Origin of the sequence: Salipaludibacillus neizhouensis, from assembly GCF_002886185.1 — a bacterium.
GTDB lineage: Bacteria > Bacillota > Bacilli > Bacillales > Salisediminibacteriaceae > Salipaludibacillus > Salipaludibacillus neizhouensis.
In genome coordinates this window covers 201,968-217,910 of record NZ_KZ614146.1, presented here as the reverse complement: position 1 = coordinate 217,910, position 15,943 = coordinate 201,968, and the positions used below count along the sequence as shown (strand labels likewise).

The 15,943-nt window shown below is 35.2% G+C and carries 12 protein-coding genes and 4 pseudogenes; 3 read left to right on the top strand and 13 right to left on the bottom strand.

Annotated features, from left to right (window positions below):
• Positions 1–89: 89 nt before the first annotated feature.
• Positions 90–1,754, bottom strand: a complete 1,665-nt coding sequence (locus CEF18_RS00910; protein WP_110934730.1) for a peptide ABC transporter substrate-binding protein — start codon at positions 1,752–1,754, stop codon at positions 90–92.
• Positions 1,755–1,888: 134 nt separating this feature from the next.
• Between CEF18_RS00910 and CEF18_RS00905 the strand changes: the two genes are divergently transcribed.
• Positions 1,889–2,257, top strand: a complete 369-nt coding sequence (locus CEF18_RS00905; RefSeq protein ID WP_183041097.1) for a DUF3899 domain-containing protein — start codon at positions 1,889–1,891, stop codon at positions 2,255–2,257.
• Between the two features lie 150 nt (positions 2,258–2,407).
• Here the strand turns inward: CEF18_RS00905 and CEF18_RS00900 are convergent, their stop codons facing one another.
• From CEF18_RS00900 to CEF18_RS00890, 3 genes and pseudogenes are all read right to left on the bottom strand, one after another.
• Positions 2,408–3,367, bottom strand: coding sequence for a dipeptidase (locus tag CEF18_RS00900; protein ID WP_110934728.1), 960 nt, complete (start codon positions 3,365–3,367; stop codon positions 2,408–2,410).
• A gap of 16 nt (positions 3,368–3,383) precedes the next feature.
• A complete protein-coding gene (locus CEF18_RS00895) occupies positions 3,384–4,094 on the bottom strand; it encodes a gamma-glutamyl-gamma-aminobutyrate hydrolase family protein (RefSeq protein WP_110934727.1) in 711 nt (236 codons plus the stop codon).
• Between the two features lie 338 nt (positions 4,095–4,432).
• Positions 4,433–4,846 (bottom strand): annotated as a pseudogene (locus tag CEF18_RS00890) (family 4 glycosyl hydrolase); the annotation flags it as partial.
• Positions 4,847–4,936: 90 nt separating this feature from the next.
• Between CEF18_RS00890 and CEF18_RS00885 the strand changes: the two are divergent.
• Positions 4,937–5,062: pseudogene (locus tag CEF18_RS00885) on the top strand (family 4 glycosyl hydrolase); the annotation flags it as partial.
• 542 nt (positions 5,063–5,604) lie between these two features.
• On the opposite strand, the pseudogene CEF18_RS00880 reads toward CEF18_RS00885, so the two are convergent.
• A pseudogene (locus CEF18_RS00880) lies at positions 5,605–5,715 on the bottom strand (alpha-N-arabinofuranosidase); the annotation flags it as partial.
• 409 nt (positions 5,716–6,124) lie between these two features.
• Here CEF18_RS00880 and CEF18_RS00875 point away from each other — a divergent pair.
• The gene (locus CEF18_RS00875; RefSeq protein WP_110934725.1) at positions 6,125–6,730 is read left to right on the top strand and encodes a YesL family protein; all 606 of its coding nucleotides are present in this window, start codon (positions 6,125–6,127) and stop codon (positions 6,728–6,730) included.
• 146 nt (positions 6,731–6,876) lie between these two features.
• Here CEF18_RS00875 and CEF18_RS00870 read toward each other — a convergent pair whose 3' ends face one another.
• From CEF18_RS00870 to CEF18_RS00835, 8 genes and pseudogenes are all read right to left on the bottom strand, one after another.
• Entirely contained in the window at positions 6,877–7,782 is a 906-nt protein-coding gene (locus CEF18_RS00870; protein WP_110934724.1) for a carbohydrate ABC transporter permease, read from the bottom strand.
• A gap of 53 nt (positions 7,783–7,835) precedes the next feature.
• Positions 7,836–8,783, bottom strand: a complete 948-nt coding sequence (locus CEF18_RS00865; protein ID WP_407690408.1) for an ABC transporter permease — start codon at positions 8,781–8,783, stop codon at positions 7,836–7,838.
• 84 nt (positions 8,784–8,867) lie between these two features.
• Positions 8,868–10,478: an extracellular solute-binding protein gene (locus tag CEF18_RS00860; RefSeq protein WP_110934722.1), complete on the bottom strand. Its 1,611-nt coding sequence runs from the start codon at positions 10,476–10,478 to the stop codon at positions 8,868–8,870.
• Positions 10,479–11,026: 548 nt separating this feature from the next.
• A complete protein-coding gene (locus tag CEF18_RS00855; protein ID WP_110934721.1) occupies positions 11,027–11,554 on the bottom strand; it encodes a hypothetical protein in 528 nt (175 codons plus the stop codon).
• Positions 11,555–11,737: 183 nt separating this feature from the next.
• Positions 11,738–11,953, bottom strand: coding sequence for a GNAT family N-acetyltransferase (locus CEF18_RS00850; RefSeq protein ID WP_407690407.1), 216 nt, complete (start codon positions 11,951–11,953; stop codon positions 11,738–11,740).
• Positions 11,954–12,822: 869 nt separating this feature from the next.
• Positions 12,823–13,081 (bottom strand): annotated as a pseudogene (locus tag CEF18_RS00845) (ATP-binding cassette domain-containing protein); the annotation flags it as partial.
• Positions 13,082–13,166: 85 nt separating this feature from the next.
• A complete protein-coding gene (gene melA / locus CEF18_RS00840; RefSeq protein WP_110934720.1) occupies positions 13,167–14,672 on the bottom strand; it encodes an alpha-glucosidase/alpha-galactosidase in 1,506 nt (501 codons plus the stop codon).
• 174 nt (positions 14,673–14,846) lie between these two features.
• Positions 14,847–15,725 (bottom strand): AraC family transcriptional regulator, encoded by an 879-nt coding sequence (locus tag CEF18_RS00835; protein ID WP_110934719.1) that lies wholly within the window; start codon positions 15,723–15,725, stop codon positions 14,847–14,849.
• Positions 15,726–15,943 lie beyond the last annotated feature (218 nt).

Sequence of the window (15,943 nt, the reverse complement as noted above, 5' to 3'; positions counted from 1 at the left end):
TAAAAAGTTGCAAATAAGGGCACTGAAAAGTCCATTTGTACTTTTTCAGTGCCCTTGCAATATCTCCCCATCTTCTTTCATTGCAAAACTTACTCTACATCAGCCCATTTGTATTCATATTCCGGGGCAGAAGGGTGACGTACAATACCTTTGATCTTACTACGTGTAAGTAGTGCGTCAGCACTTTGGTATAGGGGAGCGATGTGCATTTCATCCATTAGTTTTTTCTCAGCATCTAACAAAAGTTGATACCGTACTTCTGCATCGGTTTCAACATTAGCCTCAGCTACAATACTATCAAACTCATCATCAGAAAAATCCATTCTGTTAGCAGGACCATCAGTAACCCACATATCGATATAAGTCATTGGGTCACTATAGTCAGGTCCCCAAGAAGAAATGACCATGTCATATTCGACAGCTTTTTCATTCTCTAAACGCGCCTCAAATGGAACCGTCTTAATATTCACCGTGATACCTTCCAAGTTAGATTCCAATTGATTTTTTATAAATTCAGCTGATTTGACATGGTTGTCATCGTCTGAAGACATTAAACTCATTTCAAATCCATCACTATCAATTTCCGACAGTCCATCTTCCCATAATGCAATTGCCTCTTCTACAGATCCTTGATTGAATTCTCCATTTAATTCTCTAAAATCAACTTCCTCATTAGGAGAATAAGAAAATTCTTGAGGTACCAACGAATATAACGGTACAGAACCATTATTTAAAATAGTGTTCGTCAAACCTTCTTTATCAATTGTCATATCAATTGCTTTACGAATATTCTCGTTTGCAAAATGTTCATGGTTATGGTTAAAACGCATAAAAATAACTTCTGGGCGTACGACATTGGCAAAGTTTTCATCGTTTTCATATTCATCTACATAGGAAGATGATATTGTAATACGATCGACAGCGTCTGATTCCCATAGGTTTACTGCTGTAGAAACTTCTTTTACAACGTTGACGTTGATTTGATCAAGACTAACAGTTTCAGCGTCCCAATAATCAGGGTTTTTCTTATAAACCCAACCCTGATCTTGCTGCCAAGAGTCCAACAAGAAAGGACCATTTGATAAAATAGTTTCGGCTTCTGTACCGAACGTATCACCTACTTCTTCAACATGCGCTTGATTCAATGGTAGGAATATCGGAAAAGTTAGTAATTGGTTTAATAAAGCACTTGGGTTTTCTACGGTAATCTCAAGTGTTTTTTCATCTAGCGCTACAATACCTAAATCATCCGGTGTCATGTCTCCCGCTATGATAGCTGAAGCGTTTTTGATACCGGCTGTTTCGAACATGACATTGTAATGTCCTACTTCTTCAAAAACACGTTTCCAAGCATATTCAAAATCATTGGCTGTTACTGCTTCACCATTACTCCATTGGGCATCACGAATCAAAAATGTGTGTACAAGTCCATCCTCACTAACTTGATGATCCTCAGCCATCGCCAGTTCTGGATTATGAGCATCATCTCCCCGATAAAGTCCTTCATTTACATTATTCAATACTGTAAATGCAATTCCATCATGGGCATGTGCTGAATCTAATGTAGGGATATCACCATCGGAAGTAAGATTTATAACTTTTCCGCTAGTTTCTTCTCCTACGGTTCCTGTATTTTCGCTAGAATTTTCTATCGTATCTTCTGTGGAACTTTCATTTGAAGAGTCTCCTCCGAAGTTACATCCTGCTAATCCAATAATAACCATGAGCATTAGTAAAAATAAAAGATTTTTCATTATAAATCCCCCTTAACAGAATTTTCTGAAAGTATTGAAATTAATTTTACCATAATTAACCAAAGTGCGATATACTTTGTATAACTAAATATCTTATAATGGAATCTAACCATTTATTTACGGAGGTAACACTTATGATCATTATTATTTTTCTAATCATGCTTATCATCTTTTTCAGTTCAATTGTTACAACCTTCTTTTTTTCTACAGCGTTTACCTTACTTAATTGGGTTAATATACTATTTATTTTTTCACTAGTAGTAACGATGGGAGGGGCGATATTACATATTATTCAAGTTGGCTTCTTTAACAGTTTTATTAAAAATTTCAATTACTTCCTTAGAAGGATCAACCGCACAGAAGAAGTCATTAGCGAATTAGAGCGCAGAAACGATCGATACAAAGCTATCGACTCTATTAATCTACCAATACGAGTCCCAATCGTCTGTGCAGGTGTAATTCTGCTCGCTCTTTCTACCATGATTTCTTTAGTGATTATTTAAGATAAACGGCTAGCCGTCTTTTATTAAATACAGCGTCAGCTTCCACCGCCCCCGATTAACACCTATGTAGTGCGTGTAGGTGCTAATCGAAAGGAGGTGGGTTTCCCTTGACACGCGTGCCCTAAAGTTAACTGTCAACTTATAAATCTCTTAAAATAGGTACTTAGGACGTTGACTTAAGAAATTTTGATAGGCAAAGCCTTTTACATCGTCTTCTGAAAAATATTTCAACAACTCGTTGATCAGATTTTGATACTTGGATGCATCTTCTAAATCTTTGATGAAATAAGCGATTCCATCAAAATCAGAGCCAAAACCGATTAGTTTTACACCTCCTAGTGAGCATAAATGATCAATATGCTTTATTAGATCTGCAAAAGATGATTTTTTGCTGTTTTTAACAATAAATGGAGGGTTAAAAACAACGTTTATTAACCCTCCTTTAGCAAATAAAGCTTCTACTTGATCATCGTACAAATTTCGAGGATGATCACAAATTGCTCTTGCATTAGAATGACTGGCAATAGGATAATCTGCTAATTCAACCACATCCCAAAATCCCTTAATTGATAAGTGAGACACATCTGTTAACACTTGTTGGGTATTATTTAATGTAACTACCTTTTTACCGAGCAATGTCAAACCCCCACCACGGGGTTCTCCTGCTCCATCTGCGCAGAGATTGGCATTATTCCATGTCAACCCGATTGATAAAACACCAACACGGTACAAATGACGCAATTTAGCCAAATCGTTCCCGAAAGCATCTGCACCTTCCAAAGTAAGGACAGCACCGATATCGCCTTCTTTTAACGTATCAAAATCTTCCCACCTGGTAATATGCTTCATTTCTTGATTTTTTCCCAATACTTCTGTAAAAAACAAGTCGATTTGATCAAGTGCTTGTTGCCATTTTTGATCTTCGGGGGTATCCGGATAAATGAATATCGCAAAAAACTGCGCTTTTGCTTGTCCTAATGCTAATCGTTCAAGATTCGTGTTTAAATTTTGAGCAGAACGAAAGTCTAATGGTTTTTCCCCGTAATATTTCCCGTTTTTCGCAATTTGCAATTTCAGTAATGCATCGCAGTGAGTATCTATTATGTTCATCCCCCCACACCTCCTCCTAAATCTGACAAGCTGCTATAAATCCTTCGAATATCTTCACTGATGCAAAATCATCTACTTTTGCCATATTCTCTGGATGCCACTGTAATCCAAGGACAAAGGAGTGCTCTTTACTTTCAATAGATTCGATAATTCCATCACTGGCAATTCCACTAACCGTAAAGGGGTCCAATACTCTGCGATTAGCTTGATGATGTCGACTGTTCACTTTTAACCTTTCTACCCCTGTCAAACGGTTCAACAAGGAATCTTTTACAACAGTCACATAATGGGATCCATGTCCTTTAGGGGCGTTTTGTGCATGTTGCAACAAGTCTCTATTTATTTGTGTATACATATCCTGGTACATATCGCCACCGGCTGCAATGTTTAGTATTTGACAGCCTCGACAAACTGCTAAAATAGGTTTATTCATTTCCAGTAATTCTTTAATTAGTGTAATCTCAAATATATCTCTTGCAGGGATGATTGTTCCCAGATTTGGATAAGGCTCTTCACCAAACAGAGTAGGATCGATATCATACCCTCCTGTTAGCACTAAGCCATCAATCTTTTCTGCAAATTCCAGAATATCGATTTCGTCTGCTAGATTAGGTAGGATAACAGGAAGTCCTCCAGCCCGAGAAACAGCATTAATATTATCGGAGCCAACTAATAATTGCACCTCATCTACTTCGGTAGATGAGGTAATACCAATTAACGGTTTCATTTCTTTTGCCTCCTCTTGTTGCCTAAATAATTTTTCTGACTTTTCAATGAATATACTCGTTAAAGAATTTCGATGATTAATATGTAATATACATCTTCTTTGACTTTTATTACCATTGGTTAATTTTAACAAGCTAGTAATAGTAAGATTATCTGATGCAGTATATTGTTGCTATAGTTTTGTTAGATAATTAGACAAACTCATTTAATGTAGCAAGCCAAATGTCGTTAAAAGATTTACTTGGAAAAGTAAAAGGCAGACCTAAAAGGGTTTTTGAACCTTTTAGATCTGCCTAAAACAGATGAAGTCATTCCATACTCCTTCCAGTTATTCGTTTCCTATTTTTGCTTTGCTGGTCTTTCCTTCGCCTTATCCGCTTCTCCCGCATTCCGATTCGCTTCGTCACGGTTTTCCTGCATTTCTTCTACTGTTTTCGTCTTGACGCGAGCAGCACCTTGATATTCTCTCGTAGGAAGGAGATCTCCTGATTCCATCCTGATACTCGCAGATTCTATCGCATCCTTAAATTGAGGTAACCATTGCTGCTGTAAAACTAGCATTTCGTCTACCATCTGCCAAATTTCAGGTGGATTGCAAACAGCCCCCACAAGAGGATCCATCATGAATGCCTGACGAAGTAACATATCATCTCCGTGAACGGCCCCCTCTACTGCCAGTCGCTGCACAGACACACTTACATTACAGACTGCCGCTGGTCCCATCGGTAATTCACCCACTACTGGCATATTAATTAAAGCTGACGTTGCTTTATCCTCTCGACTTAAAAACCAAAATGTTTACATTAAAATGCTGTTGAATACATTCATCATCCCGATTTTTGTATTTTAGAAGGGTTAGAGACTGGAAGAGTTTATCGAGGACACTTCAATATGGTAAACGATGGGATCATTACAAATTTGCCGAATGACGCAATCATAGAAGCCCCAGGATACGTGGATCGAAACGGATATTAATGTAGCATTTTGAAGGAAGAGTTCCGTAAACATTAGATGTACCATTAATAAATTACTCCCTTGTGAATCTAATTCAAGGACTAAACGCTTTAATGACGTTTCGATGTCCTTGTTATCTTGAAGAAGCAGAAAGGGATTTGGCTTTTCTAGTAATTCTGAAAGCTTGGCCAAATCCTTCAAAGATTTGAAAACTACCCTCTTTTCTTTTCCAAGTAAACTCCAAATTCAACATTCTGCACGGAATGGAGGATTAGCGATAAGCCTGTGGGAAATCAAGGACTCAATCAAGATCAACTGTCCTTCTTTTAACAAAAACGATTCCTGTTCACTCTACTTGAGCCTTCCCGTGTATAGTAAGTACATATTCTCTATTGCTTTATGAATGTGGGCCTCTGGCATTTCATAATTATTCCATTTTTTAAAATAGAAGATCCATGAGTGTGCGGTTTTACTTTTTCTTCTACATATGTATTCGTTTCTTTTATATCATCATGTTCCAACTCAATGTGTTCCACGATTTAGTATTCTTCAGATTAGTTATATCCCAGAACCGAACCAGTAAAGTAATAATATCCATCCGTGCGTTTATAGATCCATGGATCTGCTCGTTGCTTCAAAATTGGATTATGATAAGTCAAATTAAATATTTTTTTCCATCATACCAAACCCCTTAGTTGTTATTTATATTAGTAACTTTATACAAATGTTAACTAAATAAAAAATTAAGAGGCAGATGTAGAAACTCAGACTGAATTATACTTTTTTGTGCCTCTATCTAAAACATCGTCGGCACTAGAATTATTGCAAATGTTTAAGTACTAGGACCAGAGCAACGTCAATTGCTATTTGGAAAGACAACTTGAAATATATAATTTTCTCACACAGTCGTATAGTTAATCGTTTTGTTTACGAAATCAAGGAATTAGTGTAATATTGTCGATGTGCAGGCCTTACTTTTTCAATTAGTAATTCTCCATAAATTTATCCAATTATCACCAATGGGCGGTCTTTACATACTAACAATAAAAAGTCTAAAACTATGGAGGATTTAAAACCATGATACGTATAGGCGTATGGATCTTTAATGTATTTCTATTGAATTTACTGTGGTTCATCTTTTCTTTATTGGGACTAATCATTTTTGGTTTATTTCCAGCTACTGCGGCTTTATTTTCAGTTTTAAGAAATTTAATAATGGAAACGGATGATCTTTCTACTTTAGAGGTTATTAGATTATTTTGGAGTAAATTTAAATCAGAGTTCTTAAAGTCAAATCTGGTAGGATTTATACTTTCTATTTGTGGGTTTATTTTATACTTAGATATAAGAGTACTACAACAGTTAGACAACAATCTTTTTCATGTATCGTTATCTATTGTTACCTTTGTCATCGGCTTTGTATATTTACTTATCTTTTTGTACATCTTTCCAGTGTTTGTACACTTTGATCTGAAGGTTTTACAATATCCAAAACATGCTTTTATCTTAGCAATAGGACGCCCATTAAAGACTATAGTTATGATGATAGTATTAGCAATAGTAATATTTTTATATACGATATTACCTGGCTTGATACCTGTGTTCGGGGTTAGTTTAATTAGTCTGGTTATTATGAAAACAGCATCACTCTCTTTTCCAGAAAAAAGTGGCACCCTTAATTAATCAAGTTTATACTTAACTACACTTATAAAAGCTGATGTCCAAAAGCTCAAAATAACTTTTGGACATCCTCAATTTTTGACTTTTTTGGGTGCTTCAAATTTAGTTGGATTTATAAACACAAAAATTTTAATAGACTAGATTATCCCTTAACCTTTTACAGATCCAATCATAACCCCTTTTTCAAAGTATTTTTGCATGAAAGGATAAATAACTAAAACCGGTAATGTAGATACAATGATAACTCCGTACTTAATTTGATCTGCATATCTCTGTGCATAACCTCCATCAGCACCCCCAGTACCAGCACCTTCACCGAATACTTGGTTTGATATGAGAATGTCCCTTAAAATAATTTGCAGTGGTTGGATACCAGAGTCCCTCACGTAAATCAAACCAGTGAAGAAATTATTCCAATGATAAACTAAATAGTAAAGAGCAATAACGGAAAGGACAGCTTTTGAAAGAGGTAAAACTATCTGAGAAAAGAACCTGAAATGATTACAACCGTCTATAGCTGCGGCTTCGTACATTTCTTTAGGGATAGTATGCTCAAAAAATGTTCGGGCAATTATAAGATTAAAGACGTTTACTGTCCAAGGGTTAAAAATGAAAACCCACATGGTGTTTATTAAACTTAAATCCTTCATTAATAGATAAGTAGGTATTAGACCACCATTGAAAAACATAGTGAAAATAAAGAAAAACATTAATAAACGTCGTGCTTTAAATTCATATCTCGATAACACATAAGCTGCTGGTATTGTCAACAGCAAGTTAACTGTTGTTCCTAACGTTGCATATACCACAGTATTTTTATAACCATTCCATATTCTACTATCACTGAAGATTTCTTTATACCCAAAAAGGCTAAATTCTTTAGGAAACAATAACACTTGGCCGCTTGCAACCATCCCTGAATCACTGACTGATGCAATAATTACAAACCATAAAGGATATGCAACGGCCAAAAACATAATTATACATGTTCCATAGATAAATATATCAAAAAATACATCTGAAAGACTTTTTCTTTTTAGACTGAAGATACTCATGTCTTTCCCTCCTTACAAAAGTATAGATGGCACTAAAATAATTTAATAATTAATTACCATAAACTTATTCTTGAAGTTCTTTTAGCAAGGTAATTCATCGCAACTAGCAACGAGAAGTTAATAAGTGTATTAAATAATCCAATTGCTGCAGCATAACTAAATTGATTTGAAACGATACCTATTTTATAGACATAAGTTTCTATTACCTCTGAAATTGGCAAGTTTAAAGAGTTTTGCATGAGAAATATTTTTTCGAAACCTGTACTAATAATAGTACCCATATTTAAAATAAGGAGGATAACAATAGTCGGAGTAATCGCTGGGATTTCCACATTCCGAATAATTTGCCATCTGCTAGCTCCATCAACCTTTGCAGAATCATAAAGTTGTGGATCTACAGCTGACAGAGCAGCTAAATATATAATGCTATTCCATCCTACATGTTGCCAAACATCAGATAGGACATAAACAGGAATAAATGTTTTTACAGAAGCTAATAAATTAATGTCACCAAGTCCGATTGCACTCATTACATTACCCCCTATACCAGAAGGCGTTAGTATAACGTTCATCATACCAACTAATACAACGATTGAAATAAAATGTGGTAAATAAACCGTTGTCTGCAAAACCCTTTTAGCTCGTTGAACTCTAATTTGATTAATTACTAGAGCCAATATAATTGGTGCTGGAAAACCTACCACAATCGTTGTGATACTAATCATAAGTGTGTTTCTCATTAGGTCATAAAATAGGTGACTATTAACGAATTGAATAAAGTATTTTAATCCAACCCATTCACCACCCGTAAGACCTGCTGTAAAGTCATATTCACGAAAGGCCAATTGAATACCGTACATTGGTATGTAATTAAATATGCCCACACAGATGATTGCAGGCAAAATTAACAGCCATAATTGATAGTCGCGTTTGAATGTGTTAAAAATAGTATCTTTTTTTGGTTTAGTAATAATAGTTAGATCACTCGATTTTGTTTCCATTTTTATAATGGCCATTATTTGTCCCCCCCTTATTTAAGGAAGAATACTAAACCATATTGGTTTAGTATTCTCTCAATAAAGCTATTATTCAATTTCACTCAAGTACTCATCATAGTAAGGTTGCATTAATTCAAGATTATCTGGCATCCCCATTGTATTTAATTGGTCTAGGTATCCATCCCATTCATCTTCTATATTACCTTCAGTAACCCATTGAGCGAATTTTGCCATTGCTAAATTCATTAGCTCTGTATTTCGAAGACTCATAGTGTTGTTGTCTTCTTGGCTGTATTTGAGAAATATACCTGGATACACATCTAACTCTAGATCAGTCCGAGAATAAGCATCCTGATATGCCTCTTGTTGGAGATTACCTGCTTGCATATCCGTTCCTAGTTCTAATTCTAGTGAATCTGAGATATACATTGGTCCATTATCAGCCCAACTCTTCGTCCATTTCCAAGTGCCCGGGTCCATTGAATCATCTGCCGGCGGTAAGACACTAAAAGTGCCATCTCCATGATCTTCAATACTTTCTCCGATTGATCCAAATAAAACTTGCATACTTGTTTCTGGGTCATACAATTCATTTATGAATCTCATAGCTGCCTCTTTTTCTTCCGTTTGTGCCGACATTTGAATCATATTCGTGCCGTAATTCAATACGTTATTATCATAAGCCCATCTAAGATCATCAGTGGAATCATCTGACATTTTCAACGGCTCCATTGTAGTGTATTGTGGAGCTAATGCTTTACCAAATCTATCTGTACCTTCCCAACCATAGGTGTAACCTACTTTCGCAGTGTCTCCGTCACCCCGGGCTGTAGATTGATAATTTGTGTATTCTTGAGTAAAGACTTCTTGGTTGATTAACCCATCTTCGTAAAGCTTATTCAAGAAGACTACTACCTCTTTATATCTTTCGTCCATAAAAAAGTTTTTAAGTTCACCATCTTCTGCAAAATATCCAGTTCCACTTTCCGATGGTGTAATGCCTGTACTACCTAAAAGAACTGTTGGATGGAAAAATCCAAAACCTCCTGTTCCTACCGGAGCCCAATCAAATGGAATTTCATCATCTGTATCTCCATTACCGTTTGCATCTTCTTCTTTAAACGCTAGTAAAACCTCATGTAATTCATCCCAAGTAGTAGGCATGTCCATACCTACATTATCTAACCAGTCAGTATTAATAAATTGCATAGTAGCTGATTCAGGCCAATATCTTTGATATTTAGGCAACCCATAAACTTCCCCACTTTCTTGGGTTGCAATAATTTCAAGTTCCGCCTTTTCATCAAACATCGTTTGTACATTTGGAGCATGCTCCATTAATTCATTTAAATCTTGAAATAAACCAGTAAATTGCGCGAAATCTCCATCTGTAATGGCGTTAGGTCCAACGATTAGATCAGGTATATCACCACCGGCAAGCATCGCATTTTTTCTCTCGTCCCAATCAGCAGAAACTTCTTCCCATTGGATATCAACACCTGCTTTTTCTTCTGCTTCTGCTAACCACTCCATATTTTCTAAACTTTCTGTTAATGGATGCTTTAGCATTATAGCCGTTAGCTGGACTACACCATCTTCTGTTTCTTCACTTGCTTCTTCATTAGAATTCCCGCTACAAGCTACTAATGTAAATATAAAGATACCAAAAACTAAAAACATTGCCGAAAACTTTTTCATCCTTATTCCCCCTTATTTAACTTTTTTGTTAACCAAATAATAAATAAATTATAATTTTACAATAAACGATGTGAATCTCCTAGATTATTAAAGCAATCAATACTTCACCAATTCGAAATACTTGCGTTTGAAAACGTATACATTCATTATATTAGTGATGTAATGAGTAGATGTCAACTTATATTTTTAGACCAAATTTAATAATAAATGATAACATTAATATTAAACATTATTACTATATATAAATGACCAAAAGTACTTTAGTAAACATAGTTTTTTTGTATTGTGCTTAATCTTGAATACTAGTTAGTTATAATTTTCGAACAAATACACCTTTCACTTAAATAAGTGAAAGGTGTATTTGAACTAATGATAAAGATATCTACTAAAAACTATTATGGAATATAAGATCTACTAGTTTCTTTTTATATATAATTATATTTAGAATATCCATTTTACATATTTTACAATAATAATTTTTTACTTAATGACCACTTAAATTATTCTATTTTCCAGCATAACTTAATTTTCATTCCAACATAAATCAATTATTCTTGACTTACTAAGTATTCCATTATTTCATTTGATAAATCATTATTGCCACCATAGACCGGAATGAATCCTGCGACTTGTGTTTCTAATTCCAGATTCAATTCTTTAATTATTCTTGCCTCATTGTTGAGAGGAAGAGCATAAGTGTTTTCTTCTTCTGTCTCCGATTCTTTCAGATTCTTATCAAATCCTGATGAGACAATCGAATCTAGAGGTAGGGCTAGATCCTCGAGATCAACAACAGCATTTAAAATGTCTTCATCAACAAAGATAAGATCACCTTCATGTACTGCAATTTCAATAAAAAATTTCTCTGCTAATGCTACATGAAAAATGATTGAGAAGTTTTCTTCCTCAATCTCTGGTATCTTTTGTTTGATCATTTTTTTTAACATTTCTTCATCCATCTTTGTACCCAACTCTTCTGTAAAAAATAATATTTCAAACCCATCTTCATCACTCCCGCACGCACTCACTAATATAGTAAAACTAAAGATAATTAGTGTAATAATTTTTTTTTTCATATCTCTCATCCTAACTAATTTATTTTGCATTGATTGTATCATAATCAATTGAATTAACCGAAGTAGTGTATATAGGAGCTTTCTAATGCTACGATTCAATAGTAAAAGTTCATGATCAAGAATTAATAGAATACAATATTTTGTAGTTTTAATTTCACTTTGGAGAAATCATATAATTACCGATCACAATGTTTTCTTCATCACAAAATTAGGTGAATTTACCTCTTTTACACTTTTATTTTGTTTTTGATTGACCTGATAACCTTTCGACTCAAAAAATGGTTTCGCTGTGATACTAGCTTCTGTATCTATTTCTGTAAAACCATTTGATTTAGCAGTCATCTCCAATTGAGTTAACAGGTTAGCGGCAATCCCTTCTCTTTGAATTTGTGTGTATATAATAAATCAATTTCTTCTGTGCAGGCTAAATTTCCAAAACTCTTATTTCACCCCCGTGAACTACTACAAAGGTAAAACTACTTCCCAGTTGAGTTTCCCATTCTTGTAAACTCAAAGTGCTGTTCGCCCATATTTCAAGTTATTGCGTTGAATAGTCACCTTTGTTGATAGTAATAATTGTTTCTCTAAAGAGTATAGCAATGGTTAGATGTATCACTTTTTACGAATCTTCTAACTTTAATGATGAGCACTTTCTTTTTTGTTAGCTATGTTAAATAATAATATTATTTTAGTACAATTAGAGAGGGAACCTCGGATAAGGTTCCCTCTCTCTTAAGTCTTGTTGAAGAGTGGATAAATTACAAACCTACTTCTCTTTCACTGTCGATATGTATTTCTGTTTTATAAATAGAAGAATACACATTTACCAATACCTCGTTAGTTCTTACCCGAAAACCCCATGTACCGAATTGATTAAAACTTGGGTAACCAGTAACTTAATTTCACAATCATCATATTTACTTTTTAATGTATTTTCAAGTTGGACTTTAGTGATCGATAAAAAGCTAAATATAAACAGGTAATAATAGTACCAATCAAAATAATAATTAACTTACCTTTCGGGTGAAAAAAATCCAACGATAACACTAAGAAGTAAGGTTAATATAATGATAAAACCAACGCTTGTGATGATATAGAAACTAAACTTCCTTTTTACATTAGGATAAAAAAAGCTACCCCACTTCCAATATAATCTATAAAAATATGTCCAATTAAAACAGAAATGGAAAATCTTTAATGACTAAGCAAATAATAAATCGAATATTGGTCCTGAAAAAACTGAGTGCCCATATACGGAGATTACTTTGATGAACTTTTATACCTTCAGCATAATCTCCAGACCAGTCATCTGAGGATCTAATGATGAGTATGGATCTTGTCTTGATAAAACTTTTTCTCTTTTTTTGAGAGCTTTTCTTGCAAGTTCTTTCCTTTATAATTAACTTCTCCACTAGTTGCCTGATATAAATTTAAGATAGTACGACCGATCGTCGATTTTCCGCAACCAGATTCACCAACAAGATCTAAAGTTTCGCCTTCATATATTTCAAAGGAAACATTACAGACCCAAAAGGTTCAAAAAACCTTTTGGGTCTGCCTAAAAGCAATAAACGGATGAAGTCATTCCATACTCCTTCCAGTTATTCGTTTCCTATTTTTGCTTTGCTGGTCTTTCCTTCGCCTTATCCGCTTCTCCCGCATTTCGATTTGCTTCATCACGATTTTCCTGCATTTCTTCTACTGTTTTCGTCTTGACCCGAGCAGCACCTTGATATTCTTTCGTTGGAAGGAGATCTCCTGATTCCATTCTATTTCTTGCCGATTCTATCGCCTCCTTAAATTGAGGTAACCATTCCTGCTGTGAAACTAACATCTCATCCACCATCTGCCAAATTTCAGGTGGATTGCAAACAGCCCCCACAAGAGGATCCATCATGAATGCCTGACGAAGTAACATATCATCTCCGTGAACGGCCCCCTCTACTGCCAGTCGCTGCACAGACACACTTACATTACAGACTGCCGCTGGTCCCATCGGTAATTCACCCACTACTGGCATATTAATTCCGTTTCGATCCACGTATCCTGGGGCTTCTATGATTGCGTCATTCGGCAAATTTGTAATGATACCATCGTTTACCATATTGAAGTGTCCTCGATAAACTCTTCCAGTCTCTAACCCTTCTAAAATATAAGAACCATGTTCTTCACTTCGATTTTCTTCTTTATATTCAAGAGCAGGATCCTTTAACCAGTTAGGAAAGTCTGTTTCAAACCAATGACGTCCTTCCGTACAAACTCTTAAATAGCCACCAGTTTCTCCATTAATCCATGTTCCTAAATCAATCCAATCCTTGATCTCCTCTGATCGCTTCCGATACCAAGGAAGATATTCGCTTAAATGACCGTTAGATTCGGTACTATAATAACCAAACCTGCGAATCATATCGATACGTACCTTTTCTGTATCTTTAAATTCCGAGTGATTTTCGAAAGCATCTAGGACCTTTCCTGTAAGATCGTCCCCGTTATGTTGAATGCTAATATACCAAGTTTGATGGTTAATTCCAGCGCAAATAATATCAACTTCGTCTTTTTCGAGCTCAAACACGTCAGCAATTTGTTTGTGCCCACCTTGTACACCGTGACATAAACCAACTGTTTTTACTCCACCATACTTGTTGCACGCCCACGTAATCATGGCCATTGGGTTCGCGTAATTTAATAAAAGACATTCTGGGTCGGAAACTTCACGTATGTCCTCGCAAATAAGTAACATTTCTGCAATCCCGCGTTGTCCATACATAATTCCACCGGCACAAAGGGTATCCCCGACACATTGGTCAACACCGTACTTGAGAGGAATTTCAATGTCTGATTCAAAAGCCTCTAATCCGCCAATTCTAACAACATTAAAAATATAGTTAGCATCTTTTAAGGCTTGGCGCCGATCTGTCGACGCCTCGATTTGAATATCCAATCCGTTTTCTTTAATGTCGCGTTGACAAAGCTCCCTTACCATTTCAAGATTCCGCTCATTTATATCTGTAAAAGCTACCCTAATTGATTTGAACTCCGCTACAGCAAGTAAATCTCTTAATAACCCACGAGTAAATCCAATACTACCTGCACCAATAAATGTAACTTTAAATGACATGTTTTTCAGTCCTCCTATAATTAAGATTAGTTTAATTCTAATTCAAATTGGCGTTGTAACGCTTTCAAAATAATAACTAATTTAATTACAAAGGTAAGAAATTCTGACATTTGACATTCCAAAGGACTCTCTTATTCTGACCAAAGACAATAAAATTTGTTGCTAAAACTGCATTTACCGTTTCAACTCAATGTCACCTCGAAACTTACTTGGACTATACCCGGTCTCTTTTTTGAATAAATAACTAAAATGCTGTCTACTATTCAAACCGATATACTCCGAGATCTCAGTGATTGGAATAACAGAGTTTCTTAACAGCATTTTTGCTTTTTCAATCCGTATCGACGTTAAATACTGCATAATAGTACAGCCCATCTCTGTTTTGAATATACGTTGCAAATAGCTAGCATTCAAATGAATTACTTCTGCAATATCATCAATTAAGAGTGGACGGTCATAATGATGATGAATATATTCAACAGCTTTTTTTATGTACACATTTCGATTTTTTAGTTGAGAGGAAAAAGTAGCGTCCGATTTTTTTAATGTAGCTATTTGTAGGAAGAGTTCCGTAAACATCAGTTGTACCATTATTGGGTTACTCACTTTCGAATCTAATTCGAGGACTAAACGTTTTAATGTCGTTGCGATGTCATTACCATCTTGAAGAAGAAGAAAGGATATTGGTGTTTTTAGTAATTCTAACAGATTATCATTTTCCTTGGCTAAGTCCTTCAAAGATGGAAAACTACCCTCTTTACTTTTCCAAGTGAACTCCACATTCAACATTCTGCACGGAATAGAAGATTTAGCGATAAGCCTGTGGGCAATCAAGGAATCAATCAAGATGAACTGACCTTCTTTTAGCATGAACGAATCCTGTTCGATCTCTACTTGAGCCTTCCCGGATAGTACGTACATTATCTCAATCGCTTCATGAGCGTGGGCCTCTGACATTTCATAATTACTCCATTGTTTAAAATAGTAGAAGGTTACTTCAGGGTGGACTTCTCTTTCTCTTGACAGAGTTTGATACAAGCTCGTTTCCTTCACTGACTATCACCTCTTTCTTTATCATACCTTATAAGAGTTTTGATTTATATCAGTTAAACTAGCAAAAGCTTAAGAAAAACTGCATTGTTTAATCTTAATAAACTTTTATGCCTAATTTGGAAGTCGATAAACATTTAGAAAGACTGTCTACGTTGACTTTCATTTTTAAAAAAATAAATCGAAGTAGCGAAGGCGGCGACTCCTGTGGGGAAAGCAAT

Coding starts and splice junctions, on each gene's coding strand:
- CEF18_RS00875 (WP_110934725.1), top strand. CDS start 6,125: ATGATACGTATAGGCGTATGGATCTTTAATGTATTTCTATTGAATTTA.
- CEF18_RS00910 (WP_110934730.1), bottom strand. CDS start 1,754: ATGAAAAATCTTTTATTTTTACTAATGCTCATGGTTATTATTGGATTA.
- CEF18_RS00870 (WP_110934724.1), bottom strand. CDS start 7,782: ATGAGTATCTTCAGTCTAAAAAGAAAAAGTCTTTCAGATGTATTTTTT.
- CEF18_RS00865 (WP_407690408.1), bottom strand. CDS start 8,783: ATGGAAACAAAATCGAGTGATCTAACTATTATTACTAAACCAAAAAAA.
- CEF18_RS00900 (WP_110934728.1), bottom strand. CDS start 3,367: ATGAACATAATAGATACTCACTGCGATGCATTACTGAAATTGCAAATT.
- CEF18_RS00860 (WP_110934722.1), bottom strand. CDS start 10,478: ATGAAAAAGTTTTCGGCAATGTTTTTAGTTTTTGGTATCTTTATATTT.
- CEF18_RS00905 (WP_183041097.1), top strand. CDS start 1,889: ATGATCATTATTATTTTTCTAATCATGCTTATCATCTTTTTCAGTTCA.
- CEF18_RS00855 (WP_110934721.1), bottom strand. CDS start 11,554: ATGAAAAAAAAAATTATTACACTAATTATCTTTAGTTTTACTATATTA.
- CEF18_RS00895 (WP_110934727.1), bottom strand. CDS start 4,094: ATGAAACCGTTAATTGGTATTACCTCATCTACCGAAGTAGATGAGGTG.
- melA (WP_110934720.1), bottom strand. CDS start 14,672: ATGTCATTTAAAGTTACATTTATTGGTGCAGGTAGTATTGGATTTACT.